A 25,602-nucleotide genomic window follows, 5' to 3' on the forward strand; every position below is an offset into this window, starting at 1 on the left:
GCCGAAGCTGCCTCTCAGCCGACCTTGACGGTGATGGCCCCTGACCGCTCCCGGGCGGCATGCCGGCTTAGCTAGTACCTCAAGTCGCTGTCTCCCTGCTGACTAGAGTCCCCGTTCGACGGATGCATTCGTCCTAGACCTTCGCATCGCATGACAGATGCTTCCGGTCGATAGCCTGGACCGGCAGCCCGGTGCACTGTCTCGAAGCGATGCGACGGCCAATTGGCCGCTCGATCAGAAAATCGAACCTGAATCACGGACCGAGGAAGTACGTCATGAAGATCGTTGTTATTGGTGGAACCGGACTGATCGGCTCGAAGACAGTCGAGAGGCTGCGTAAGAAGGGCCATGATGTGCTCGCAGCGTCACCTAACGGCGGCGTCAACACGATCACCGGCGAGGGTCTCTCCGAAGCGCTTGCGGGAGCGCAGGTCGTCATCGACCTGGCGAATTCGCCCTCTTTCGAGGACAAGGCCGTTCTGGAGTTCTTCGAAACCTCTGGCCGGAACTTGCTCGCAGCAGAAAAAACCGCCGGCGTGAAGCACCACATCGCCCTTTCGATCGTGGGCGCCGAGCGTCTGCCTGAAAGCGGCTACATGCGCGCCAAGATGGCCCAGGAAAGGCTGATCCGAGGCTCCGCAATCCCATACACGATTGTCCACTCGACGCAGTTTTTCGAATTTCTGAGCGGCATTGCCCAGTCGGGTACTGTCGGAGACGTCACGACAGTTCCGAATGCCTATTTTCAACCAATCGCGTCTGACGACGTCGCGGACATCATGACGGATGTGGCGCTTTCGCCACCGGTCAATGGCGTGATCGAGATTGCAGGCCCAGAGCCGATCCGCATGAGCGACCTCGTTGCTAGATTTCTGAAGGCAACGAACGATCCGCGTAAAGTAACAGCGGATCCCCAGGCACGCTATTTTGGCACGGAACTTAACGATCGCTCCCTCGTGCCAGGCGATCATCCGCGCATCGGTGCAACGGACTTCGAAGACTGGTTCGGCCACGCCCAGCTCCAGCGGAACTGATCTGTGATTTGCGTGCCGCTCGACGGCGGGACACTGAAGGTTTCTGAGAGTGTTCCGCACGTACGTCATGTCACGGCCCAGCGCGACATAGCCAAACTGATCTGCTCGCCTTCATCAGGTCATAGGCTCACGCCGCTCCCCCCGGCAAGAGCCTGATCGCCGGCCGCCCCTCCCATCGGCCGGCGATCCCTTCTTCACCTCATCGCAAACAAGGAACCCAAACCATGATTAAGACCATCCTCTGTACCGCTGCTCTTGCAGCTGTTTTTGCAACCGCGGCCAAGGCCGACGATTCTTCAGGCGCAAAGGTGACCATGGTCTACGACCACCAACTCCCGAATGTGCCCGGCAAGAGCATGCGTGCCGTGCTGGTCGAGTATGGGCCTGGCGGCAGCTCCCCGTCACATACTCACGCGAAGTCGGCCTTTATCTTCGCAACGGTTCTGGAAGGCGCGATCCGCAGTCAGGTCAATAATGGGCCAGTGACCACCTATCGGACTGGCGACAGTTGGTCCGAGTTCCCCGGTGATCATCACGGCGTCAGCGGAAATGCCAGCACCACCGAGCCTGCTCGATTGCTTGCCGTGTTCGTCGTCGATACGGACGACACAAACCTGACGACATTCGAAAAGTGAGGTCGACAGAAGGTAGGGCGATCTCGGAGGACTTTGATGCACATCGAACAACTCAACGCGCCGACAAAGGCTCGCCTTATGGTGATCGAGGCCAACTCGGCGGCGCAAGCCGCGGCGCTTTCGCTTTCGAAGCCTGGCATTGGCCTTGTCGTTGTATGCGGCGAAAACGGAGCGGCGGCTGGCGTGCTAAGCGAAACCGACCTCATCCGCCCACCTCACCAGCCCGATATCGCATCCGCCCTAATGACCAGCCCAGTCGTGTCGTGCGGTCCGGGAGATGATCTCCGCTGGCGGCGCGCAGGGCGCGCGCGAGCCGCTCGTCCCCCAGACGCAGTGATTCCTGCGCGCGGACCTCGTCGTCGATGTCGAAATTGACGCCGTACAAGCGAAGGATTGTTCTGTCTTCGTCGCGCAACGGTTGAACGCGAATCGACGCAGCGATATTCGCCATCCTTGCTGCACAGCCGACCTTTGTGCTGGAGTGGCTCTCCCCGGGCAAATGACTTCTGAAACACGGCCTTGACGCCCGCCTGGTCATTCGGATGAAACAACTCCACATGCGAGGCGAACTGCCGCGTGCCTCGCGGTTCCTCCTTGGCTGAACTGATGCCCGCCCAGTCTGCGAACCGTTTGTTGAAATAGTACGGCAATCCCGCCGGCGTCATCTGCCAGATCATCGTGGGCACCGTATCGATCAGCAGCCTGAGTTCCCTCTCGCTGCTGCGCAGCGCGGTCTCCGCTTTGCGCCGGTCGTCTATGTCCTCGGTATGGCCATGCCAGCCGACGATTCGTCCCTGGTCATCGCGCGAGGCAACACTGGTATCGCCAAACCACTGATAGGTGCCATCAAGCCGGCGCAAACGCTTTTCTTCGATCATAGGCTCGCCCATCTCTAGGCTGTGGCGCCATTGCGCCATGCTCGCCTCGACATCGTCGGGGTGGACAAATCTCCGCCACCGAGACAAGTCGTCGGCATCCATGATCTCGCGCATTTCCTCGACCGTGACGCCAATGTACCCAAAGGGCTGCGGGAGTGAGAAACCGAAGGCGTCCGTCCGGACAGGCGGATCAGGCGATGCCCGGAATATCGGCGATGCCCGACCCGGCACTCTGGTAAAGCCTGTTATAGAAGCTGATGGTCCCGAAGATTCTTACCACCAGCCAAAGTGCAAACGCCCCGAAACAAACGCCGCGAACCGAGCAAGACCGTTCTCTGTGACGTATTCCGGCGACAGCAGGATCGCCGCTGACACCAAGCTCACGGCTGCTACGGCATCCGATCCCGCCTTCCCGCCCATGCAGACGCAGACAATTGCGACCACGACCAACAGGTCAGATGGCTCATGGGTTAAAAGCGTAACCAAAACGCATCCAACGCCAATCGCGGCAGGCCATGGCGTGGCGCTGCCGCAATGAGGTTAGTTCCATCTGAGACCCTCTAGATCCGCTTCCCCGGCCGACCTGTCATCGTGGCCGCGTCTACTCAGTTCGCAAAGCGCCCCGTTTTTTACCGATTCTGCGACTGCTTTCCCGGCAGCCGAAGCCATCTTCAACTGGCACTGAAATAGGTTGGAGGCGGCTGACAATCGTTGAATGGATGTGAGACGGACCGCCAATTTTTTCACAGTCACTCACTTCGCTAAACCCAAGATCGAACGCAATCTCCTTCATCGCACCGGAGACCACGAATTCTGGGCTGAGGAAAACGACAACTTCTCCTCAATATCTGACATGACAGAAGCATTGAGGCCAGTGCAACACGACGAACGATGTAGGCATGGAGGTTTGTTTAGACAGACTTAGCCTGAGTATAGGGCCCCATCTGGTTTGAGCGCTGCAGCCGCGCAGCAGCGTTGGAGGCGCCGAGGCAGCAGGAGGCACAGGAGGCACAGGAGGCAAGCCGAAACTCCCGTTGCCGCGCCGCGGCGCCCTCCGGGCAACAGAGTTAGTTGGAGCTCGAATGAGCTTGCGTCCTGCGACTTGCCACAAGTTGCGCCGCAGCTGTTGTCGCTACGCAAACCCCGACCAGGACATGCGTCCACATCGGCCCCTGCGCAGATCCGAAGCCGAGCAGAAACGGAGCGACCACCGCCCAGCACCCCAAGGTGAGGTTGGACCATTCCGTCCAGTCCCCGTACCGGTAGAGGGCCACGGCAGAGCTGCACACAATCAGCGCGCCCACGACCCCAGCGTCCCAAGCCGCAGCAGGTAGCCCGACGAACATGATTGCGGCGCAGGCCAAGCCTGCGCCGAGAATAAGGTTGGTCCATTCCAACCCCTTGCTTGGTACATCATTTCTCATTTTCATCTCCTTCTTCAGCCGTGCCACGGAGGTGGCCGGTACGCGGAGAATGGGGCAGTCCCAGGTACCCGCCAATTCTACGCAGGCACCTGTTCGTCGATGCTAAAGTCTAGGGCGGCCAGGCGATGATTGTAGAAGACAGCGATGCGCTCGATCATAGTTCGTCAGGGATGTGCGATCCCCGGCATACATGCCAAGTGGCATTCCTCCGCTCCGAGGAGCAAAGACGTTGCCCGGCCAATAGCATTTAGCAGATCGTGTAAGTTGACGTCTGTCCTTACTCTCAAAGCAATCCGTGAGGAGAGCCGGGAACAACCTCGTCCAGCGCGAGAACAGGCTGCTTGCCCTTCTATTCGGGACAGCAGGTCTCAAGTTTCTCGTTGGTCAGGCCCATCGGCATTGTCGCCGACTTCAATGGGCTTTTCCATGTCGTGCACCACGTCGGTCTTATTCAGCGCGATGCGAAAATCGGCAACACGCATCAGCGTGGCGCGCCAGTCGGCGATGCTGCCTACGTTGTTGATGAACCAGCGCAGCGAAGAATTCATCTGGTTAAACGCGCCGACTGCCACCATCAGTCCGCCGAAGCCTATCTGGCCCGAGAAATACACAGGTGCCGCGATAAGGATTGGGACCACGATGCCAATCCAGCCGTAAGTGTTGGTCACCCATGACAGGTTGATCTGGGCGGTGTAGATGCGCCGCATCGCTGCCAGCACCGCACTGAGGTCCATTTCGAGCCGTCGCTTCGCGTCGGCCTCGCCATGGTAGAGCGCGATGGCATCGACATTTTCGTTGATGCGCACCATGGAGGAGCGCAGTTCCGCTTCCCGTGTGTAACGATCACCGTCGAGATTGACCAGCGGGCGCCCCACCAGCCAACTCAGCCACGATGCTATGCCGGCATAAAGCAGCGCCGCCCACACCATGTAACCTGGTATCGCCAAGGGATAACCGCCAATGTGGAAGACGAAGCCAGAAGAAACCCGCCAGAGCACCTCAACAAAAGACGCCAGCAGGATGAACGACTGCAGCAGCCCGATCCCAAGGTCCGTCGACAGATCGGAAAGATGCGCGGCGTCCTGCTGCATGCGCTGATCGGGATTGACGCCGATAGCACCGGCATTTGTCAATCGCAACGCCCACGCCGGGTGCATCCATTGCTCGATCAGGTCGAGCGTCAACGCCTCGCGCAGCTTCAGCCGGATCATCTGGTTAAGCCAGGCCTGGCTAATATTGAGCACCAGAAGGCTGCCGGCAATAAGGGCAAAGATCACAAGCTGATATAGGAGAACCGGCAAGTCGCGGCGCGCCAGCGCGTCGTAGAAGGGCTGGTTCCAGCTGTTGAGCACGACCTGGCCGATCGATGTCGCGCCAATGACTGCCACGATCCCAACCGACGTCCAGAGCAGCCACTTGCGGACCGGCGATGCCTTCAAACCCAGATGGATGGTCGCCAATTGGTCGCCGAGGCTGCTGGCCTCGACCGAGACGGCGGCCATATTGACACCGGGGTTGTCGTCCGCTTGGTCAACCATACATGAGATCCATGCTTACGAGGCGGGTCACGTCGGCGCCAGAGCCGTGCCGCTAACTCGGGATTGCGAGCGGGTTCGTCGCGGTTACCGTGCTGGCCAGGGTTGGGAATACCGTTTGCCGGTTGAGACGGCGGAAAGACCGAGGCCTCGCCCGGTCCTGAAATGAATGCCGTCAGGGTCAATGGCCCCAGTTGCCCCGGCCAGATTCTTCCTTGGGCCGGATCGGCCTGCGGACGGTCTGCGGTACGCCGGCATTTTTGTCTGCTTTTTTGCTCGATGCCGTATGGACGGCGTCGGTCGCAGGCAACTGCGGATCGGTCGGACCCATAATGGTCATCTCCGGCATGATGATGACTCCTGGCTTTGGAAAAAACTGCTTCATTTCGTCGGCGGCACTTCGCGCAAATCCACGCTTCGGTTTTCGCGCCGCATGTCAGCTTGAAATATGCCAACCAAGGCAGGATGTGAGCCATCGTGCCAAGGCCACGCGCTTCCAATACCTTCGTCTATGGTCTCCCGAGCGAAGGACTGGTCGGACTGTCGAGCACGCCATGTCCAGGAGGGCGGGGGGTCTGGTTCCTGCTGACCCATTCCTGATGTGAGCTGAGACGCTCGGCGTTGAGCGTGCGGCAACCACGAACAATTGTTTCAGCTCGACCATACCTCGGCATAGGCGCGCCTAGCTGTCGGTGTCGTAGCCATCCCCACCGCCAAGTGCGAGTTCTCTGGAGCGTCGTTGGCTGCCGACGGCGTGGATGCCGCCGGCAATGATGACCGGCGCATCGCGATGAGCAGTCTCGCGCCCGACGACGGCCAAATTTTCGAAACGTCATCGAGGGTCCAGAAAGGGAAAGACCGTGAAACTCTACTATAGCCCTCTCGCCTGCAGCCTGGCCGACCACATCGCCTTGGAGGAGGCTGGTGCTTCCTTCGAGCGCGAAACTGTCAATCTCAAAACCAAGCGGACCGGTTCCGGGGAGGATTTCACCACCGTGACGCGCAAGGGGTATGTTCCAGCCCTCGTACTGGATAGCGGTGAAACGCTGACAGAAAACATCGCCGTGCTCGATTGGGTCGCATCACAATACCCGGCACTGGGAGTGGAAGGGCCAATGGGCCGTACGCGCGTTCTCGAAGCGCTGACCTACGTCTCCACGGAAATACACCGAAGCTTCAAGCCCATGTGGCACCAAGGCAGCGATGCTGAAAAGGCCAAGGCGCGCGCGACGATTACGACGCAACTCGGCCTGTTCTCGGACGAACTCAAGACCGACTATCTGTTCGGCGACAAACCCAGCGTCGCGGATTTCTATCTTTTCGTGATGCTGCTCTGGGCCGCCCGTTTCCAAGTCGCTGTTCCCGCGCCTTTGGAAGCGCTCCGCGCCCGAATTGCGGCCCGTCCGGCCGTTCGCGCCGCGATGGTTCGCGAGGGTCTCGTCTAACTGCGAAGTTGGCCGGTCGCCCGTCCTAACGCCCCTGAGCCAAGGCATACAACAGAGGAGCTATTCATGCTTGCGTTGCTGCAGAACCTCCACCTGATCGCTGCCAAGCGCGGCGATGGGTTACGCCCCGAATTTCTAAAGACGGAAGCCGAGGCGCCACTCAGCATCGTCTTCCCGCACGTACAAACGCAGCCTCCTACGTTGCCCGGCAAGGGCGTCAAACTTCAGGTGGTGGCGTCACTCACGCCCGGCCGTCCTGAACGATTGCCAGGGCATGCAGCCTGGCACTGCCAAGTCGATGAATGAAGGTGATGCCAAAGCTGCGTCAAACAGCAAGGCATCCGATCTTGCCCTGGAAAGAGGTTGCAACAATGGAAAATGCAGAACCGCCGAAAGAGATCGATCGATATCGCAGGGCCTTTGTCGGCGCCGCGGCAATCGGTCTGGCTGCTACGCAGTTCACGACAGTTCTCACAGCTCAGGCACGACCTGTTTCAGGGTTGGATGGAGCAACGACAGAGCGGTCGACGGCCGCTTCCTTCGCAGTGCTCAGGCAAGCCGACGCTGGCGTCCTGAATGTCGGTTACGCCGAGGCGGGTCCGCCCGACGGTCCCGTGGTTATCCTCCTTCATGGCTGGCCCTACGACATCCACAGCTTTGTCGAAGTCGCTCCGTTATTGGCGATGGCGGGCTATCGCGTGATCATTCCGTATGCACGCGGCCATGGCACGACGCACTTTCTTTCCAGTCAGACGGTCCGCAACGGCCAGCAGTCTGTGCTGGCTGTCGATGTCATCGAGTTGATGGATGCGCTGAAGATCAGCCATGCGATCATCGCCGGCTATGACTGGGGCGCGCGCACGGCCTGCATCGTCGCGGCGCTCTGGCCCGAGCGTTGCAAAGCCCTTGTCTCGGTCAGCGGCTATCTGATCGGCAGCCTCGCGGCAAACAGAATGCCGTTGCCGCCGAAAGCAGAGCTCCAATGGTGGTACCAATACTATTTCGCCACGGAACGCGGGCGGGCTGGCTACGAACGATACCGGCGGGACTTCGCGAATCTTATCTGGCGGATCGCCTCGCCGAAATGGGACTTTGACGACGCCACATTCGATCGCAGTGCAGCGTGCCTCGACAACCCGGATCACGTCAGCATCGTCATCCACAATTACCGCTGGAGGCTCGGCCTGGCACAAGGCGAGCCGGAATTTGACGGCCTGGAAAAACGGCTGGCCGAAAGTCCCCTGATCCCGGTGCCCACCATCACCCTGGAAGGTGATGCCAATGGCGCACCCCATCCCGACAGCAGCGCCTACGCCAAGAAATTTTCAGGCAGATACGACCACCGGCTCATCACCGGCGGTATCGGCCATAACTTGCCGCAGGAAGCCCCACAGGCCTTCGCCCAGGCTATTATCGAAGTCGGGGAATACTAACGAGGCAAGCTGATACCTCGGCTGATGCGAAACTGATCCTGCGCAGCTCGTATCGAACAAATCGCAACTCCGCCTTGCTGCGCCTTGCCCGTCGACCAGCCTCGTACCGAGTGACATATCGGAAGGATCTATTGTGGACTCAACTGTGCCATCTGCTGTTTCGCAACCGGTCGTCGCGCAGCTGACGCGGGCCGCAATATTTCTCGTCGTGACGATCAAATCCGGGCCCGAACATGACGCGGCGGTGCGCGCCTTGTGTGGCGATCTTTCCGCGCTTCTACGCGCAATCGGGTTCCGTGACCTCGAGGGTCGGTTGTCATGTGTCATGGCGTTTGGGTCTGAAGCCTGGGACCGCTTCTTTGGAGCGCCCAGGCCGAAGGACTTGCATCCATTTCGCGAGATCCATGGCCAGCATCACGCTGTCTCGACGCCGGGCGACATCCTCTTTCACATCCGTGCGGCGCATATGGATCTTTGCTTCGAACTGGCGACACAGATCATGTCGCGGCTCGATGGCGCGGTTTCGGTGGCGGATGAGGTGCACGGCTTCAATTACTTCGATGACCGCGACCTGATCGGTTTCGTCGATGGGACCGAAAACCCGATGGATCACGACGCAGTCAAGGCCACGATCATCGGTGAGGAGGACCCCTCCTTTGCGGGAGGAAGCTACGTGATTGTGCAGAAGTACCTGCATGATCTGAAAGCCTGGAACACGCTTCCCATCGAGCAGCAGGAGGGAATTGTCGGCAGAAAAAAACTCTCTGATATCGAACTCGACGATGCCGTGAAACCGATCTTCGCGCACAATGCGCTGACCACGATCGTCGAGGACGGAGAGCAGTTGCAGATCGTGCGCGACAACATGCCGTTCGGCGACGTCGGCAAGGGTGAATTCGGCACGTATTTCATCGGCTACGCCCGCTCGCCGCGCAGAATAGAGCAGATGCTGGAGAACATGTTCGTTGGCCGGCCGCCAGGCAACTACGACCGGCTGCTGGATTTCAGCCGCGCCATCACCGGCACTCTGTTCTTCGTGCCGCCGGCGACATTCCTCGAGAATATTGCGACGGAGTAAGCGGTCACCTCGCTGGCCCGGTCCGTCGGGCGGAGCTCATTCTACGTCGTCTAGATTCGCGGATAGTCTGCGAAAGCATGGGATTCCCCAACAGCTGAATTTCGTCAATGAAATCGCTCTCTAAAGCTGCCATTCCGCTCCCGGCATCGTGAGATAATCCGCGACGATCGCCTCATTCTGCTCTTCGCTCCAGTCACCGGCCATGGATGCCTCAGACAAGGGTAGAGTGGGGAGGGCCCGCTTCATGTCAGCAACCGCGTCGGCACGCCGAGCGCCGGACCGGCCTTGCCGAGGCGCTGGTCGAGCGTGTGCACCGTGGCGCCATGCTCCGATGCAATGGCGAGATGCAGCGCATCGCCGGCCCGAAGCCCAAGCATGTGCTGATCGGCAAACTTCGCCGCGGTCCGGAATTGCCCGCCAGTCACGCCGAGCACGGTGAAGCTCTCGGCGACCAGCTTGTTGAACATGGCGAGCGCCCCGGCGCGCTGTTCAAGGCTGATCTGGCTGGTCCGCAGCTTGATCGCCATGACCGAAGACATCTCGGTGATGGTCCAGTCGCTGATCAGAAGCTGCGCCGCATCCTGCTCCGCCATCCAAGTCTGGACGCGCGGCGTCATCGCTTCATTGGAGAGCGCCGCGACGATCAGCGACGTGTCGAGATAAAGCATCAGTAGCGGTCGCCGTCCCGCATCGCGCGCACCAGATCAGCAGCGCTTTCAGTCTGCGGCGGCACAATCGCCGTCAGAGACCGGAGCAGGGCAGCGTCGATTGGTTTGCGAGGATTGGCCACGGCGGTGAGCCGTGCAACCGGCTTGCCGCGCCGAGTGATGTCGATTGAATGGCCTGCCTCGACCCGGTCGACCAACTCGCTCAGATGGGCCTTGGCTTCTGCCAAATTGATTACATCCATGACATTCTCCTGACCATGTAGGTGGTCATATAGCGGGTTCAACTTAAGAATTCCAGAGCGAACTCCCGACGTCCGTCGTGGCGAGTACTCCTGTAGAACCGGGCGTCGGTTGGTGCGCTTGCAATGCGGGCTTCAACCAGATGCGAATTCCGCGAGTTCGTCGGCCGCTTCACTGATACCGCAGGTAGCCGCGCGCTCGAGCCATAGTCGACCCGCCACCAGGTCAGGCTCGCCGCTGGAACCAGGGGCTGTCGTTGCCACGTTCGGGTTTGGCGGCAGCTTTGCTGCTATATCCCGTGATCAAACTTTGTTCCCTTCTATCGAAGCAGAATTGACTGCCGCTTCTCTTTCTGTCGGGACCATAAAGCCCTCCGCCGCGCAGGGCGCTTGATTTGGGTCAGACGTTCCTTGGTATGTCTTGTGGGGCTTGACCAGCTCGGGTGCCGGTTTCAGCCGGAACAAGGTCGGTCGATCGAGTGGCGCATACCTTTGTATGCCAGTGCCAGACTCAGATCCGAAAGGCGTCGCGAAATCTTCCATTCGACCCTGGCTAGGCGTGGGGTGGGAGTTGAGACCCGCTGGCCTTTGCCCGCAGCCAGTCCGAGACGCGATAGTACCGTAACATCGCGGCGGGAGCGAACGACATGAAGAAGGGTGCCCGCCGGAGTGGTTCGAGCTTCAGCGACAGGTCTTTTTCAGGGACGCCCTTCGCCCATTCGCCGAGTATGCCGCCGAGCATGCTTCCGGTCGGCACGCCACGACCGGACAGTCCTGTCAGGGCGACGACGCCCGGCGCGAGCTCATAGAATCGCGGAATGGTGCGCTTCTGCATGTCCAGCTCGCCGAACCAGAAATACTCCCATCTCAGGTCGCTGCTGATCTGCGGATGAAGCCAGCGCAGGCGATCGGACATGAGGCGGTGTGTGAACGCCATGTCCCTTCCACGACGGCCCATCGGGAACATCGAAGCGACGATGCGTCCCTCGGCGTTGTACTTGTAGACGAAGATGTCGCCGCGGCCGTCATGCATCGTCGTGTTGCGCGGCAAAATGGTTTGGCGTTCGCTGGCCGTCAGCGGTTGGGTGGCGGCGACGAACACCCTCTGGATCTTGTAGGTCCGGTCGAGGCCTGGCCATCCGTCGACGGTGTAGGCGCCAGTCGCAAAGATGACCTTGTCGGCGACGACGGTTCCTTCGCCGGCATGCACTGCCCAGGCACCGTCCTGCCGCACGACGTCGCGGACCCGCGACCCGGTGTGGATTGTACCACCTTCCTTCATGAGAGCACGGGCGAGGCCCCTTGCATATCCCAATGGATTGAGGTGACCAGCCTCGGAATGAAACCAGCCGCCATGATATCGCGGGCTGCCGGTGATTTCCTCGGTCGCCTGTCTGTCGAGCACCCGCGTCTTGGCGCCGACGGCATTGTATTGCTGCGCCTTTAGCTCGAGCTTGGCGACGGCGCCTGGCGTCAGCGCGCCCATGACGTAGCCGTTCTGCTGCCATTCGCAATCGATGCCGTAGCGCTCGATCATCCCGGCGACTTGTCCGTTGGCTCCTGTCTGCCGGGCGATCAGCCTTTCGGCCCACGGGTCGCCCAGCATGGCACGCAGTTCGGGCAGGCTGTAATGGGTGAAGGTTGGCGTACAGTGGCCGGCATTGCGCCCCGAGCCGCCGAACCCGATCTCCTGCGCTTCGAGCAGAACGACGTCTATGCCGTCACGGGCGAGATCGAGTGCGGTGGTCAACCCGGTGTAGCCACCGCCGACGATACAGACGTCCGCCCGCCTGCGTCCTTGCAGAGGGCCGGTCTTTGGCGGCGGCGCTGCGGTCGCATACCAGAGCGAGACTTCAAACGGCGAAAACCTTGCCATTCCGGGCGGCTTCACAGCATGTCGCTTCGAGCGTCGAGCGCATCGCGCAAGCCGTCGCCGATGAAGTTGAAACTGGTGACTGCCAGGGTAATGGCGGCACCGGGAACGATTGCCAGCCACGGCGCGCTGTCGAGATACTGCTGGGCGCCGTTCAGCATGTTGCCCCAACTCGGCAGCGGAGGCTGGATGCCGTAGCCGAGGAAGCTGACATAGGCTTCCAGAAGGATGGCGCGGGCTACGGTAAGCGTGGCCGCGACGATGATCGGGCCGATCGCATTGGGCAACAGTTCGCGAAACATGATGTGGCTGTTGCTCAAGCCCAGCATGCGGGCGGCGACGACGAAGTCGCGTTCGCGCAGCGATCGCACTTCCGCCTCGACGATGCGCGCGATTTCCATCCAGCTCGTTGCTGCGATGATCAGAGTGATCATGATCGGGCTCGGCTTGATGAAGGCCGCCATCGCCAGCAGTAGGAAGATGTTGGGAAAGGACAGCATCGCGTCGACGAAACGCATCAGCACCGTGCCGATGCGGCCGCCGAAGAAGCCGGCAGCGATACCGAGCACGGTTCCAAAGACTGTGCTGATGACCATCGCAGCGAAGCCGACCAGGAGCGAAATGCGTCCAGCCATGAAGAGCCGCGCCGCGATGTCACGGCCAAGCGGATCGGTGCCGAAGAAATGATAGCCCGTGAACGGCGGCGAGAACCGGCCACGCAGGTCGATGTAGAGATCGTCAAAGGGCAGCAGCAAGGGGCCGAAGACGCAGGCCAGCACCAGAACGACGATCATCACCAGGCCGAACATCGCCAGTCGGTGACGGGCAAATCGGCGCACGGAGCGGCTTTGCCACCAGCGGTGCCTGGCGTGGATGGGGATGAGGAAATCCGACTGGGTCATCTATTCGTCCTCAGCTCAATCGAATGCGCGGATCGACGAATGCGACGGTGAGGTCCGCGGCTAGATTGCCGACCAGGACCAGAACCGCAGACATCATCAGCAGACCCATCACGACGGGGTAGTCGCTGTAACCGAGGCTATCGAGGAACAGCCGTCCCATGCCGGGCCAGGTAAAGACCGTTTCCGTCACCAGCGCTCCACCCAGTATTGTTGGCAGCTGCAGCCCCAGCAGGGTGATCATCGGCAGCAGGGCGTTTCGGAGGATGTGGCGGATCAATACGCGCCGGGAACTCAGCCCCTTGGCCCGGGCCGTTCGGACAAAATCCTGACTGATGACGTCGAGCGTGGCGGTGCGCATGTAGCGGCTCCACACGGCGACATTAACCAGCGCAAGAACGATGCTCGGCATGATGAGATGGATCGCGTAGTCGCCGAGCGAGCCATTGCCGATCGTGTACATGTTGCCGGCCGGCAGCCATCTGAGCCGCAGCGAGAATATGTAAATCGCGATCAACCCGAACCAGAAGGTCGGGATCGACAGTGCCACCATCGCGCCGACCGTCGCTGCGTAGTCGAAGATCGAGTATCGTCTAAGCGCGCCCAGGACACCTATCCACGTGCCTACAAAGATGGCGATCGCGGTCGATACGCCCATCAGCAGCAATGTCGCGACAAGGTGCTCCCAGATGATATCAAGCACGGGCCTGCCGTCCCGGTAGGAATGACCCCAGTCACCGCGAAGCAGGTGGCTCAGCCAGTCGAGGTACTGGATGGGAAGGGGGCGATTGAGTCCCATTTGCGTGGCGATCCGGTCAAGATCGGCCTGCGTCATTCCTGGCGTGAGAGTGAATTGCGAGAGCGGTCCGCCCGGAGCCAGGTTCAGGACGGCAAAGCCGATAGCCGAGACCAGCAGGAGCAGGACGAGACTTTGCCAGAAGCGTCCCAGCAGATAGCCAAGCATGCCGGTTGTCTCCGTTTGGTGTCCGTAGATACAGTCGCGCCAGAGGCGCCTTGTCGGCTATGCAGGCCGAGCCGGTGATGGCCGGCTCGGCCTATTCCGGCACTATGCCCAGTGCCAGGTGGCCACGTCCCAGGAGTCGATGCGTACATTGATGTTCGGCTCGACGCCTTCGACACCGGACTTGTGTCCGCGCACCGTCGCGTATTGGAACATCGGCAGGAATGGCAGGTCGTTGCGTACGGTCTCCTGGATTTTCAGGTAGGCTTGCTTGCGCTTCTCCGGCACGAATTCAACGCCACCGGATTCGAGCAGCTTATCCACCTCCGGGCTGGCATACTGCCAGGTGTTCTGGCCGGCGCCACCCTTGGCCGGAATCGACTTCGAGCTGAGATAGTCCGAAGTGTCGGGATCGGAGCCCGTCAGAAAGTTGATGCCGACGACGACAGAATCGAATTCCGACTTCATCCAGTAGTCGCCCCACATCACGGCCGGCGGCAGATTGGAGATCACCACCTCGACGCCGATGTCGCGATATGATTGCTGGATGAACTGCTGCGCCTGCTCGCGGATATGATTGCCCGCCGTGGTCGAATTCCTGAACGAGAGGCGGACACCGTCCTTGACGCGGATGCCGTCCGCACCGGGGACCCACCCCGCGTCGTCCAGCAGTTTCTTTGCCTTGCCCACGTCGTATTCCTGCTTCGGCAAATCCGGATTGTAGTAGAAGGACTGCTGCGGCATGTAGGTTTCGGTCGGGGCCGGCAGCCCATAGTAGAGGGCGTCGATGATCGTTTTCTTGTCCAACGCATGGTACAGCGCCTGGCGAACGGCGAGTTCCTTGAACTGCGGGCGCTCCATGTTGAAGCTGAGCGATTCGACCGTGGCGGCGGGAATGACGGCGACCGACGTTCCGCTCAATGCCTTGGCTTCCTCATAGTGGTCGGCTGTGATCCACTGTAGTCCGATGACGTCGATATCACCGGTCTTGAACTGGGTGTAGAGAACGGTCAGATCCGGAATGTACTTGTAGATCAGGCTCTTCAGGTAGGGGCCGTCGGCGAAGTAGTCGGTGTTGGCGGCCAGTTCGATATGGTCGCCGGCCATGCGTTCCACCCATTTGAACGGGCCAGTGCCAATCGGGGCATTGTTGAACGGCGCGCTGTTCTTGTCCTCCGCCGCACCGAGCACATGTTTGGGAACGATGAAGGTCGCGGCCAGGATCGACGGGTAGGGCGCGTAAGGCTCCTTCATCTTCCATTTGATCTCGGTTGGCGAGACGACAGTCAGGTCCTGGACAAGTTCGTGGCCGGCGCGTCGCCAGCTGCGAAACTTCGGGTCGACCAGCAGTTCGAGCGTGAACTTAACATCCTCGGCGGTGAACGGCTGTCCGTCATGCCACTTCACGTCGTCGCGCAGCTTGACGTGCCACTCGAGCCCGTCGGCGGAGATGCCGCCGTTTTCGACGGTCGGCACCTCCTTGGCGAGCGCGGGGAAGAAATTGCCCTTGGGATCGACACCAAACAGCGGATCGAAGACGCTGAAGTGTATGCCCTCGTCGACCTCGATATGGGGCAAATGCGGGTTGAAGACGGTGGGCTCCTGGGAAAAGCCGACGATCACCTGTCCCTTGGGTTCGCTCGGCGGGGTTGCCGCAAGGGCCCTGCCTGCTCCCGTCAGGTTGGGCATGGTGAGGCCGGCGGCACCGGCGATTGCCATTCCAAGCGCCTGACGACGCGTCGGTCGAAAGATTATGCTGCTGCTGCTCTTGTCTGACATTGGAGGCTCCTTTTCATAGTGTTCCACTTTCGCTGCGTCATGCTCTCTTGTCGGAGCGCTTATAATCCAGTGATCGGCGCGACCTTCGATCCGTCCGAGAACCGCGACCACCGGAAGTCCTTGGGATCGACGATCGGCGGCCGTCCGGTGACGATATCGGCCATCAGCCTGCCTGCCGCGGGGCCGATGCCGAAACCATGGCCCGAGAAACCGGTCGCCACGTGAAAGCCGGGAATGCTGTCGACCGCCGAAATGACGGGAATGGCGTCGGGCGTGACGTCGATATAGCCGGCCCAGCGCTGCGCCACCTGTGCCTTTTCCAGAACCGGAAATGCTTTGCGGGCATTTGCAAGGACGCGCTCCGAGCTTTTCTTGGAAGGCTTTGGATCGAGCACGCGGCAGTATTCGAAGGGGCTCGCCTCATCCATCGCCCAGCGGGTCGGCATCCTTGCCTCGTCTAGGAAACGACCGCCCAGGCGGAATTGCAGCGATCGCCACTCTGTCTTCCAGGCCGGAAGAAAATCGCGCGCATAGCGAAAGGAGTTCGGCACGAGGTCGACGACATTGCTCATGCTGGAGGCGACGGTGTAGCCACCGTCCTGGCGCTTGCGTATGGCGAAGTTGTTTGCCCATACGGCCTGGTCCGGCCCGTTCTCGACCGGCGTCGTGCGAAGAACCGTGTTCATGACCTTCAACTGCGGCAGGTTGAGACCAAGCGTTCCGCAAAACAGGTTCGACCAGGCCCCTCCGGCAAGGACGACCGCCTTGCAGGCAATGAAGCCGCGTTCGGTCACCACGCCCGAGACGGCACCATTCGTCGTCTCCACGCCGCGCACGGCGCATTCCGTCAGTATGGCGGCGCCGCGGTCGCGTGCGGCTTCGGCAATTGCAGGCGCGGCCTTCTGGGGCTCGGCGCGACCGTCGGCGGGCGTGTAGAGCGCCCCTTTGACGTCGAGATTGGAGCCGGGGAGGAGGTCACGCAGTTCACCCGGGCCGATCATTCGCGACTCGAACTGATAGCCTTCGAGATGGCGTCCCCAGCGCTCGTGCTGTTCGTATTCCTTGTCGTCCGCGCATGTGAACACAATTCCGGCCCGGGCATAGCCAGTGTCTCGTCCGGTCCGTTCGGAGAGCCTCGCCCATATGCGCAAGGCCTCCGCCATCAGCGGAACCTCGCGTGGATCCCGCCGGGAAATGCGAACCCAGCCCCAGTTGCGACTGGACTGCTCCTGTCCGATCCCGCCCTTCTCGCACAGGGCGACCCGCAAGCCTGTCTCGGCCAGTTCAAGTGCCGTCGCGGTGCCGATGATGCCGCCGCCGACGACGACACAGTCGACCTCCTTTGGCAGCTCGGTATCTCCATGGACGGGGACGACGAACGGTCCGGGCATGCTCAGTAGGACTCCTCGAGCTGGCAATTGATAGAAAATTCCGCGACGCTCGCATGATCGGGCAGATCGAGAAGCAACCCGATGATCCGTGCGAGGTCGTCCGGATCGGTCATCAGCGCATCGGAGCGATCGGTGATGCCGCGGGCCATGTCGGTGGCGACGAAACCTGGACAGACGGCAGTGGCCCGAATTCCGAGGTCCCACCCCGCCTGCCGGATGCCGTGGGCCAGCGCGACTGCGGCAAATTTGGAGATCGAGTAGGATCCCGCGGTCACGGACTTGACCCGCTTGCCAGACAACGAGGCCAGTATGATCACCCGGCCCGCGGGGCTCGCCGCAAGCGACGCCCATGACGCGCGCACCAGACGGCGCGGAGCCTTGACGTTGATCTCGAACATCAGATCGAGATCAACGTCGTCGATGTCGATGACCGACTTCGGAATCATGATGCCGGCGCTGGCGACAACCGCGTCGATCCGGTTGAAGGCATCAATGGTGCCGTCGACCCACGTTTGTTCACTGCCGGCTTCCGCGGCATCGTACGGGAACACGCGGACGCGTTCGCTATCGGCCCAGTCGGGCTGCACCGATGCGCGCATGCCAAGCGACAATGTCCAGCCCCTCTCGAACAGGTGCCGGGCGCAAGCCGCACCAATGCCGCGGCTGGCACCGGACACGAGTGCCACACGCTGGCCGGCTCGGATTCCCGCGGGTTTCCTCATTGGTCGAGTCCCGCGGTGCGGCGATAGACACGCCGCAATATGTCCAGCAGACGCTTCTGGTCTTTCTCAGGCACATCGACGAAGAAATCGCTGGATTGCTTGGTGGCGATCTTGCGCACCTTGCGGGCGAGGTCTGCCCCCTTTTGGGTGATGTGGAGCTCCTGTGCGCGTCCATCGTCCGGCGCAGCCTGACGCGTGATCAGTTCGTGATCGATCATCTGGTCGACCAGCCTGCCCATGGCGGAGCGATCGCGCATAATGAGCTGCGCGATGACCGATGGCCGTATTCCTGGATGGCTGTCGACAAGGAGCAGGGTGGTGATCTTGCCCGTTCCCCGGGCAACATCGAGACCTTCCAGGCGGTCATCGAGATCGCGAGAAAGCGCTATGTTGATGCTGCGGATATAAAAGCTCAACGTGTCTTCGAGGACATCCAGCCCGACAGTCTCGACAGGATAAGGCGGACCTTTGTTCTTCTTCACCGGCATCGAACACTCTCCAGAGGCTGTCGTGGACAGCCTTCATCGAGATCGCCGCAGCCCCATCCGGGGTTGTCGAGGGTCTTCCAGGGTATGATTGAGCGAGTAGTGGATAAATGCAACTACTTTTAGTGGACAAACGCAACTATTCCGCTCAGCAGGAGACCGGCGCGGCACGCATCGGCAGCCTGATCAAGGAGCAGACATGCGGCCGCGCCTTTGTCGGCACGGTCATTTATTGTTCAGGGGAGGAGAGCTTCAGGGTGGCCGCGGCTCAAGCCGCCGGGATCCAATCCTTGCCGGGAATGGCGGAGATCAGTTGCCTCGTATAGGGGTGATGTGGCGACCGGAATATCTGCGACGGCGGGCCACACTCCACGACTTCGCCGCGGTTCATCACCAGAATTTCGTCGCAGATCCGGCTTGCCACCCGCAGGTCGTGAGTGATGAAGATCATGGCGATCTTTATTTCTTCCTGGATGCTCGCCAGCAGATCGAGAATCTGCGCCTGGATGGAGACATCGAGAGCCGAGACCGCTTCGTCGGCGACCAGGACCTTGGGGTCCATCATCAGGGCTCGTGCGATGCCGATCCGCTGACGCTGGCCGCCAGAGAATTCGTGCGGAAAGCGGTCGTAGGCACCCTCGTCGAGGCCGACCAGACGCAGCAGCCGCAGCGCCTTCGCGCGCGCTTCCGGGGCGGACAGGCCGTGCGCCATCGGGCCGACGGTGAGGATCTTGGCGATCGTCTGGCGCGGATTGAGCGAGGCGAACGGATCCTGGAAGATCATCTGGATGTGCGGCCGCATCGGTCGGAACTCGGAGTCCGAAAGCGCCGCGATATCCTTGCCGTCGAACAGGATGCTGCCTCCGTCGCTGTCCAGGAGTTTCAGCAGGACGCGGCCCAGCGACGATTTCCCCGAGCCGGACTCGCCGACGATGCCGAGCGTTCTGCCCTGGCGAACCTCAAAGCTGACCTGCTTGACGGCGTGCACGATGCGGGACCTCGAGAAGAAACCGATGCCCGGCCGATATGTCTTGTCGAGTTTCTGCACCTCCAGCACGATCGGAGTATCCTCACGCGCCTTCGTTTCGCTCTCGATCATATGCGGGACGGCGGCGATCAGCCGCCTGGTGTAGGGATGGCTTGGATTGCCCAGAACGGCGGCGGCGGCGCCTTGTTCGACCATCGCGCCTTTCTCCATGACGATGACGCGATCGGCGATTTCCGCGACGACGCCAAAATCGTGCGTGATGAACATGACGCTCATGTTCCTTTCGCGCTGCAGCCGCCGGATCAGGGCAAGTATCTGCGCCTGGGTGGTTACGTCGAGAGCGGTGGTCGGCTCGTCGGCGATCAAAAGATCAGGCTTGAGCGCCAACGCCATGGCGATCATGACGCGCTGGCGTTGCCCGCCAGAGAGCTGGAACGGATACTGGTGGCGCAAGACCTCCGGTTCCGGCAGGCCGACTTCGCCAAGCAGGTCGACAACCGCCTTGGCGCGGGTCGCCGAGGTGCCGGACCGGTGTGCTTCCATGACCTCCGCCACCTGCTGGCCGACAGTCATCAGCGGATTGAGCGCGGAAAGCGGATCCTGGAAGATGATGGAGACCGAACGGCCACGCAGACTGCGCATCACGTCTTCCGCGGCGCTGGCGAGATCGTGACCCTTGAAGCGGATGCTTCCCTGCGCGATCCGCACCGAAGACGGCAGCAGGCCCATGATCGCGTTTGCGGTGACGGACTTGCCGGAGCCGGATTCGCCGACGATGCAGAGCATCTCACCCTTCCGCATGTCGAAGGATATGTTTTCGACCGCGTTCTGCCGCTCCATGTTCTTTGGCAGGCGGACGGTCAGATTTCGAACAGAGAGAACAGTTTGCTCGCTCGGCTCGTGGGTGGTCATTTCGCTCGGCGGCATTGCTTGGCCCTTCAAAGTCCAATGATCTGACAGCATACTAGCCGCACGCCCTGCCATCAGCGCAAGCCCCGACGTGAAGTCGCGTGGTAAGCGGTCTAATACTACAGTTGCGGCAGGGCAATCGGGTGAGTTAACGCGTGACAAGGGGTTTAGGAGCTGAATCTGTCGAGAGCATCTGATTCTTTGGAGGATGCACTGGATGGACGATGTAGCTTGCGATGCCGGTGCGTTGGCGGAAACGGTTGTTTTTCTGGGTCATTTCAGGATCTGCCTGATGGTCGGCAGAGTGCCGTCGACCTTCATCGGCTTGTGGATCATCAACCGCTTCGGCAGGTGCTCCGGATGGATCTCAAGCAGCGTGATCTTGATTTCTGGCTTGCACTGGCTGCAATCGAATTTCAGTTTTAGAGGATCGACACCGCCCCATAGACCATCATCAGGTCGGCCGAACGGCAATAACGGACATTGCCGCAACTGCACTCCGCCTTGACGAGCATATTGTGCCGGGTCGCCTTTCCCAGCGTGTCGATCGGATCGTGCCCCATGAGAACGAATAGAGAACATTTCTCTTGATCGTCAAGGCGCCTGTGGAATCCTTTCGTCATGAGCCACGAGCCCATGGGAGTGCCGCGTGAGCAGCAGCATGCAGCCTTCGTCAAATCAAGGCGACCGTTCCCATTGGTTCTGCCAGCGACGTCGAACTCTTTGCCGCCGAGCAAAAAGCCCGCAATTTCAAGGACACCACCGTGAGCCGCGCCAGCACGGTCGATGGCGATCACGGTCGCATCGAGACCCGAGACATCACGGTTATCCACGATATCGACTGGCTTCAAAGGAGCCATCAATGGCCTGGCCTCAAGAGTGTCGTCATGGTCCAGAGCACCCGTGAGGCCGGCGGCAGGATCGTTTGGCACACAGAGCGATTTCTAGGGTAACTATTTCCTATGGCTAAGGGCTGGCTCCAGGGGGATCGGGTGAGTTGATTATCGTGAGATGACGCTTACGAGGAATTCGTCGTCCCAGGCCGCCACTTTTCGTGTCAATCGCAACGAATCCTTCCCATGCGCTCGTCGTATGAGATTGAGAGCCATGTGTTTTATGGTGGTGAAGTTTGCGGGGGCATGGTCTGTTCGCAGGCGGCACTCGTCATCGCGGAAGACCATGTCGAGTTTTCGACGGCCCAATGGTCGCGGATGAGAGGGCCAATCAGATTGGCCACGAGAACTAGCGAGGTGATGTAGAAACGCGTCTCGCGTTCGATCCTGCCACGTCAGCGAGCCGCGAGGGTCCGATCTCTTATCTTGCCCCAGTTGCGGGGTTTCTGACATATTCGCTCGGTCCGCGCGTCATCCTGTTGCGCGCGCGCAGCGGAAAGCGAAAGCAAACCTGCCTCACTGGGTCACAACTCGGCGCAGCGCCGCCCAAGGCACTTTGCATCGACTGCGGCCAATCCCAGGAGCGTCTTCGATACCTAGATAGCTATCCGCATGGCGTTGAGGACGCGACGTAGACTTACCGAAGGCCAAAAAAGCTCAGTATCAATAATACGACGACCACCGCTCCAACGAGCCAGATGATATTATTCATGATCTGCCTCCTATTGCTTCCGAAAGCTCGTGCTTAGCTAATAGCTGATTGGAATGGGCCAGATGCTTGCGCTGCTTCTTCTTCGAGCTTCACAACCTTTTCCCTGATCTCCTCCGGGTCGGCATGCTCCAGCCCGACAACGTCGTTTCTGGTTTCCTCAAGTGCAACGATGATCTCATCGAGTTTGGCGTGGATGGCGGCGGTGTCGCGATAGCCCTGTATCAGGACAACACCAGTGATCACGATGGCCGCGACCGACAGGGCATACGTAACCGTGTTTGTCAGGCCAAAAGGTACCAGCGCTGTGCAAAGCACCATGGCTATGAGCATCACATAAAACCCGGGGGGCCGGGAAAGAAAGTCGGCCGCGACGAAAAGGAAGCGGTTCATGCGAACCATTGTCCGTCAAAAGGCCATAGCGATCAGCGCCGTGACCGCCACGCAGAACGGCACTGCCAGGAGCATGCCTGCCTCTAGAGACCGGGTTTCTTTGTCGCTTAACATTAGGGTCGCCTCATACGCATCGTTGAAGATAGAGGGTTCGCACGCCTCTCGGCAGAAGCGAGCGAACCCTTATCGGCGCAGGAAGAGACGTAGCTGCGCCGATCTACAAGATTGTCATCCAGCGATCGCGAGAAAAAGGTGACGGTCCCAAATAGCGGCGAGAGCACCCAGCGCGCTTGACTGACACTTCTATCCATCTGATTTCTCCGACTTTTCCGAGAAACAACACCCGCGAAAGTAAGCTGTTCCACGCAACGTCATGGGTAAGACTATTGCGTTTTGCTATCAGACTTTGGCCCCATGTCCCGTGGGACCGAAGCCCTGTCGGGGAACGCCTGCACCTGCTCGAAGTTTGGTTGGCTGGCGCGGAGTTCTGCGTCGATCTCATAGGAGGAAAACATGAGAATGCACCTTACCGGCGCCGTTGCGGCGTTTCTGCTCCTCGCAGGTATCGGCGCGGCCGCAGCCGAAGACGTGGTCATTACGCCTGAGCAGGACACGGTCGTCCACGAGTATGTGAAGAAGCAGCCTTTGGCATCGATGAAGGTTCCCGGCGTGGAACTCAACATCGGCTCATCGCTGCCAGACACCGTCGAGCTTCACGAAGTTCCGAACGTTAAATACCGCTATGTCGTGATCGACAATCGGACGGTTCTTGTCGATCCTGGCACTCGCAAGATTGTCAAGGTCTACGACTGAACCAGCCCTCCGGCCCGCCGCTGGCGGCGAGCCGACCCAACAAACCGTTCCAACAGGCGCAAAAGCCCGCCACCTCCGGGAGAGGTGACGGGCCTCTTAGATACCAGCGAGGGGGACTATGAAATGCTGGCGATCCATAAACGTAAAAAAGCCGACCGAGTTTCCTGAAATATTAGACGGTACGAAAATGGACAAACCGTCGTGATCGTCTCGATCCGCACCTTGTCGCCAATTTCTTTGGCCATCCAAAGCCATGGTCGGTCTTTGCATCTCCTGTGCAATTGAGCCCGCGCCACTTGCGGGAGGCGCGGGCCGATCGGGCCGGTGAAATCCCGATCTTCGGCAGTGATGGGGTGAGCATCGCTTGCCGTAATCACAAATAGTTAGAGGTTGCTAATGTTTGGTCAAGCCGTATCGAACGTCGGCTTCCAGTCGCGGTTGTCGCTTCTGCGGTATTGTAGCGGAACCTCACGGCCATAGACCGTTTTTCCAACGAGGTCGCCACCATGGATTGGAACCGCGTCGAAGGAAATTGGAAGCAGGTCAAAGGTAAGGTCAAGGAACAGTGGGGCAAACTCACTGATGATGATCTCGACCGCATCGCCGGTAAGCGCGATCAGCTCGAAGGCAAAATCCAGGAGCGCTATGGCATTGAGAAGGATCGCGTACACCGCGACATCGACGACTGGTATGCTCGACAAGGCTGGTAGGGAAGCGTTGAACCCGTCAATTCAGGGCGCCGTCACGGACCGCGCCCTTTTTTTAGCGGTCGAATGATGTTGGCTTCCAAGTCGCGGTTGCGCTCCCGCTTCTGACCCTCGTAGTCAGGAATGCGGAAGAAGACTAGCCGGCGGTCGCGTCCCGCTGGATCTGGACCCGCTTCTGATCACTGTTGGCGCATTCGTGGAGCGCACGCCACCATGCGCTTCTCATGGTTGACGATATCCTTCGCCGTGATGGCGTCGCATTCGGCCGGCGTCTAGCGCTTACCGGGAAACGATATTCGTGATCCCGGTATGGCCGCGACACACGGTAAGGACAAGGCCGACATCGTAGTAAGGGACATACCTCGTCCCCTCCCACGACCCGGTGTAAGCGGTGGCGGCGGCCAGCAAAGCAAGTCCCGCTGCGCCGGTCTGGAGATAACGACTTTTCATTGGTTTGATCCTTTGGTTGTTGCGCCACAAAGGGGCGATGAGCGCCGCGCCGATCGTGACGAACAGAAGGGAGGCGAAGACGTTTGGCGGGAACCGATCGCTGTAGAGCGGCAAGACCGCTTCAGCGCCGGAGAGAATGCCGGCAATCGCAAGGATGCGAACCGACCAAGCCCGCTTCAGGACATCGGGCCAGTTGTCGATGATCCTGATTTCGGTCGCACGAAGTGGCCTCCAGACGGCTTTCGCCGACAGAGGGAGGGCAGACATAGCGATGGTCCTTGGTTTGGGATCATTTTCCCGGCGTCGGGAAAATGGTCAGGCCGGCGACAAAAATGCCCCGACCGACGTTGCAGTGGATGAACGACGCTCGACGGAAGTCTAAGGTCGATCTAGCCCGCGCCGAATTGACGAAGGTTCTTCGTGACCGGCCGCCAGCAAGGAACATCGCGGTCCGCCACAAAGGGACCGACCATGACGCGCCTTACAAGCCTGAAGCGGAGCATTTCGTGATTTGCCCCATATGCGGCCAAGAGATCGACATGGGGGAGTTAGGCGAAGTGCTTCACCACGCCGAACCCGACCACAAGCCGTTGCAGTACTGCGACTAGCCGGTGATGCCGTCCGGAGCCGGCGTGATGACGATCAGCTTGACAGCCTCCGCCTCGGCGAAGGTCCTGCCGCGAAGGTTGCTTGCAGACGGCGCGCGAGAATATTAGCGATCGGGAACATACGGTTCCTGCTGGCGTTTATCGGGTGATCGGCCTTCTGGGAGGTTGCTATGAGAAAACTGTTACTTGCTTCGGTGATTGCCATCGCCTCCGCCGCTGCCACGGTCGTGCCTGCGGATGCACAATTCTTCGGTCCTGGCATCGGCTTTTTTGGTCCGTTCGGCGGCCTCGGCCCGTTCGGTGGTGGCCCCTTCTACGGCGGCGGCCCGTTTTACGACTATGGCGGCCGCTATTACGGCCCCCGCTATTATCGCGATTATTATCCCGGCTACGTGGCGCGCTACCCGCATCGCTACTATTACCGGCATCGTCACTATAACCGCTGTCACGTGAAGTGGGTGAGGCACTGGCACCATCACCACCGGGTGCTGGAACGCGTTCGGGTTTGCCGGTACTGACAAGGCCCGATTTGCTGCGGTTGCGCGGTAGGCGTGGAAGGTGCTGCGGCCGTTCATAGGAACACCTTCCAAGCGACTAAGGGGGTGAAGGCGACGCCGACGACGAAGCCGCCGGCCGCCCACAAGAGCCGATCA

Annotated in this window: 24 protein-coding genes and 2 pseudogenes; 10 read left to right on the forward strand and 16 right to left on the reverse strand. The window is 60.3% G+C overall.

Going from position 1 to position 25,602, the window contains the following annotated elements; translation table 11 throughout:
* Window positions 1-275: 275 nt before the first annotated feature.
* Window positions 276-1,034, forward strand: a complete 759-nt coding sequence (locus tag NKJ89_RS06880) for an SDR family oxidoreductase (RefSeq protein WP_352601038.1) — start codon at window positions 276-278, stop codon at window positions 1,032-1,034.
* Window positions 1,035-1,258: 224 nt separating this feature from the next.
* Entirely contained in the window at window positions 1,259-1,669 is a 411-nt protein-coding gene (locus tag NKJ89_RS06885; protein ID WP_352601040.1) for a cupin domain-containing protein, read from the forward strand.
* A gap of 215 nt (window positions 1,670-1,884) precedes the next feature.
* Here the strand turns inward: NKJ89_RS06885 and NKJ89_RS06890 are convergent, their stop codons facing one another.
* The 4 genes and pseudogenes from NKJ89_RS06890 to NKJ89_RS06905 all read right to left on the reverse strand — a co-directional run bounded on the left by NKJ89_RS06890 (window position 1,885) and on the right by NKJ89_RS06905 (window position 5,855).
* Window positions 1,885-2,649, reverse strand: a complete 765-nt coding sequence (locus tag NKJ89_RS06890) for a PAS domain-containing protein (protein ID WP_352601042.1) — start codon at window positions 2,647-2,649, stop codon at window positions 1,885-1,887.
* Window positions 2,650-3,614: 965 nt separating this feature from the next.
* Window positions 3,615-3,977, reverse strand: a complete 363-nt coding sequence (locus NKJ89_RS06895; protein WP_352601159.1) for an SPW repeat protein — start codon at window positions 3,975-3,977, stop codon at window positions 3,615-3,617.
* Between the two features lie 346 nt (window positions 3,978-4,323).
* Window positions 4,324-5,509, reverse strand: a pseudogene (locus tag NKJ89_RS06900) (ABC transporter ATP-binding protein/permease); the annotation flags it as partial.
* Between the two features lie 178 nt (window positions 5,510-5,687).
* Window positions 5,688-5,855 carry a hypothetical protein gene (locus NKJ89_RS06905; protein ID WP_352601044.1) on the reverse strand — a complete coding sequence of 56 codons (168 nt, stop codon included), beginning with the start codon at window positions 5,853-5,855 and terminating at the stop codon, window positions 5,688-5,690.
* A gap of 511 nt (window positions 5,856-6,366) precedes the next feature.
* On the opposite strand from NKJ89_RS06905, the gene NKJ89_RS06910 reads away from it, so the two are divergent.
* The 4 genes from NKJ89_RS06910 (at window position 6,367) to NKJ89_RS06925 (ending at window position 9,462) form a co-directional block, all read left to right on the forward strand.
* Window positions 6,367-6,951, forward strand: a complete 585-nt coding sequence (locus tag NKJ89_RS06910; RefSeq protein ID WP_352601046.1) for a glutathione binding-like protein — start codon at window positions 6,367-6,369, stop codon at window positions 6,949-6,951.
* Between the two features lie 66 nt (window positions 6,952-7,017).
* Window positions 7,018-7,257, forward strand: coding sequence for a hypothetical protein (locus tag NKJ89_RS06915; protein ID WP_352601048.1), 240 nt, complete (start codon window positions 7,018-7,020; stop codon window positions 7,255-7,257).
* Between the two features lie 65 nt (window positions 7,258-7,322).
* On the forward strand, window positions 7,323-8,384 hold the full coding sequence (locus NKJ89_RS06920; RefSeq protein WP_352601161.1) for an alpha/beta fold hydrolase: 1,062 nt from the start codon (window positions 7,323-7,325) through the stop codon (window positions 8,382-8,384).
* Window positions 8,385-8,529: 145 nt separating this feature from the next.
* Window positions 8,530-9,462, forward strand: coding sequence for a Dyp-type peroxidase (locus tag NKJ89_RS06925; RefSeq protein WP_352601050.1), 933 nt, complete (start codon window positions 8,530-8,532; stop codon window positions 9,460-9,462).
* A 242-nt stretch (window positions 9,463-9,704) separates the two neighbouring features.
* Here the strand turns inward: NKJ89_RS06925 and NKJ89_RS06930 are convergent, their stop codons facing one another.
* The 10 genes from NKJ89_RS06930 to NKJ89_RS06975 form a co-directional block, all read right to left on the reverse strand.
* Window positions 9,705-10,130: a type II toxin-antitoxin system VapC family toxin gene (locus NKJ89_RS06930; RefSeq protein WP_352601052.1), complete on the reverse strand. Its 426-nt coding sequence runs from the start codon at window positions 10,128-10,130 to the stop codon at window positions 9,705-9,707.
* Entirely contained in the window at window positions 10,130-10,372 is a 243-nt protein-coding gene (locus NKJ89_RS06935) for a type II toxin-antitoxin system Phd/YefM family antitoxin (RefSeq protein WP_352601054.1), read from the reverse strand. The genes NKJ89_RS06930 and NKJ89_RS06935 overlap by 1 nt, the downstream gene beginning before the upstream one ends.
* A 550-nt stretch (window positions 10,373-10,922) precedes the next feature.
* Window positions 10,923-12,245 (reverse strand): NAD(P)/FAD-dependent oxidoreductase, encoded by a 1,323-nt coding sequence (locus NKJ89_RS06940; protein WP_352601056.1) that lies wholly within the window; start codon window positions 12,243-12,245, stop codon window positions 10,923-10,925.
* An 11-nt stretch (window positions 12,246-12,256) separates the two neighbouring features.
* Entirely contained in the window at window positions 12,257-13,144 is an 888-nt protein-coding gene (locus NKJ89_RS06945; protein ID WP_352485966.1) for an ABC transporter permease, read from the reverse strand.
* 10 nt (window positions 13,145-13,154) lie between these two features.
* Window positions 13,155-14,105, reverse strand: coding sequence for an ABC transporter permease (locus NKJ89_RS06950; protein WP_352601058.1), 951 nt, complete (start codon window positions 14,103-14,105; stop codon window positions 13,155-13,157).
* Window positions 14,106-14,207: 102 nt separating this feature from the next.
* Window positions 14,208-15,881, reverse strand: coding sequence for a peptide ABC transporter substrate-binding protein (locus tag NKJ89_RS06955; protein ID WP_352601060.1), 1,674 nt, complete (start codon window positions 15,879-15,881; stop codon window positions 14,208-14,210).
* Window positions 15,882-15,940: 59 nt separating this feature from the next.
* Window positions 15,941-17,272 carry an NAD(P)/FAD-dependent oxidoreductase gene (locus NKJ89_RS06960; protein WP_352601062.1) on the reverse strand — a complete coding sequence of 444 codons (1,332 nt, stop codon included), beginning with the start codon at window positions 17,270-17,272 and terminating at the stop codon, window positions 15,941-15,943.
* A gap of 2 nt (window positions 17,273-17,274) precedes the next feature.
* Window positions 17,275-17,994 carry an SDR family NAD(P)-dependent oxidoreductase gene (locus tag NKJ89_RS06965; RefSeq protein ID WP_352601064.1) on the reverse strand — a complete coding sequence of 240 codons (720 nt, stop codon included), beginning with the start codon at window positions 17,992-17,994 and terminating at the stop codon, window positions 17,275-17,277.
* Window positions 17,991-18,482 carry a MarR family winged helix-turn-helix transcriptional regulator gene (locus tag NKJ89_RS06970; RefSeq protein ID WP_352601066.1) on the reverse strand — a complete coding sequence of 164 codons (492 nt, stop codon included), beginning with the start codon at window positions 18,480-18,482 and terminating at the stop codon, window positions 17,991-17,993. The genes NKJ89_RS06965 and NKJ89_RS06970 overlap by 4 nt, the downstream gene beginning before the upstream one ends.
* Window positions 18,483-18,747: 265 nt before the next feature.
* A complete protein-coding gene (locus NKJ89_RS06975; RefSeq protein WP_031260060.1) occupies window positions 18,748-20,379 on the reverse strand; it encodes an ABC transporter ATP-binding protein in 1,632 nt (543 codons plus the stop codon).
* Window positions 20,380-21,086: 707 nt separating this feature from the next.
* On the opposite strand from NKJ89_RS06975, the pseudogene NKJ89_RS06980 reads away from it, so the two are divergent.
* Window positions 21,087-21,272, forward strand: a pseudogene (locus tag NKJ89_RS06980) (ISAs1 family transposase); the annotation flags it as partial.
* Window positions 21,273-22,014: 742 nt separating this feature from the next.
* Here NKJ89_RS06980 and NKJ89_RS06985 read toward each other — a convergent pair.
* Window positions 22,015-22,371 carry a low affinity iron permease family protein gene (locus tag NKJ89_RS06985; RefSeq protein WP_352485960.1) on the reverse strand — a complete coding sequence of 119 codons (357 nt, stop codon included), beginning with the start codon at window positions 22,369-22,371 and terminating at the stop codon, window positions 22,015-22,017.
* A 513-nt stretch (window positions 22,372-22,884) separates the two neighbouring features.
* Here NKJ89_RS06985 and NKJ89_RS06990 point away from each other — a divergent pair.
* Together NKJ89_RS06990 and NKJ89_RS06995 are read left to right on the forward strand one after the other, a co-directional pair.
* Complete coding sequence (locus NKJ89_RS06990) at window positions 22,885-23,184, forward strand: DUF1236 domain-containing protein (RefSeq protein WP_352601068.1); 300 nt, start codon at window positions 22,885-22,887, stop codon at window positions 23,182-23,184.
* Window positions 23,185-23,690: 506 nt separating this feature from the next.
* Complete coding sequence (locus tag NKJ89_RS06995) at window positions 23,691-23,894, forward strand: CsbD family protein (RefSeq protein ID WP_352601070.1); 204 nt, start codon at window positions 23,691-23,693, stop codon at window positions 23,892-23,894.
* Between the two features lie 276 nt (window positions 23,895-24,170).
* Here the strand turns inward: NKJ89_RS06995 and NKJ89_RS07000 are convergent, their stop codons facing one another.
* Complete coding sequence (locus tag NKJ89_RS07000) at window positions 24,171-24,608, reverse strand: DUF7940 domain-containing protein (RefSeq protein ID WP_352601072.1); 438 nt, start codon at window positions 24,606-24,608, stop codon at window positions 24,171-24,173.
* A 511-nt stretch (window positions 24,609-25,119) separates the two neighbouring features.
* Here NKJ89_RS07000 and NKJ89_RS07005 point away from each other — a divergent pair.
* Window positions 25,120-25,467 carry a hypothetical protein gene (locus NKJ89_RS07005; protein ID WP_023758767.1) on the forward strand — a complete coding sequence of 116 codons (348 nt, stop codon included), beginning with the start codon at window positions 25,120-25,122 and terminating at the stop codon, window positions 25,465-25,467.
* Window positions 25,468-25,602: the final 135 nt, after the last annotated feature.

The sequence above is a fragment of the Mesorhizobium sp. M0047 genome, from assembly GCF_040323315.1.
GTDB lineage: Bacteria > Pseudomonadota > Alphaproteobacteria > Rhizobiales > Rhizobiaceae > Mesorhizobium.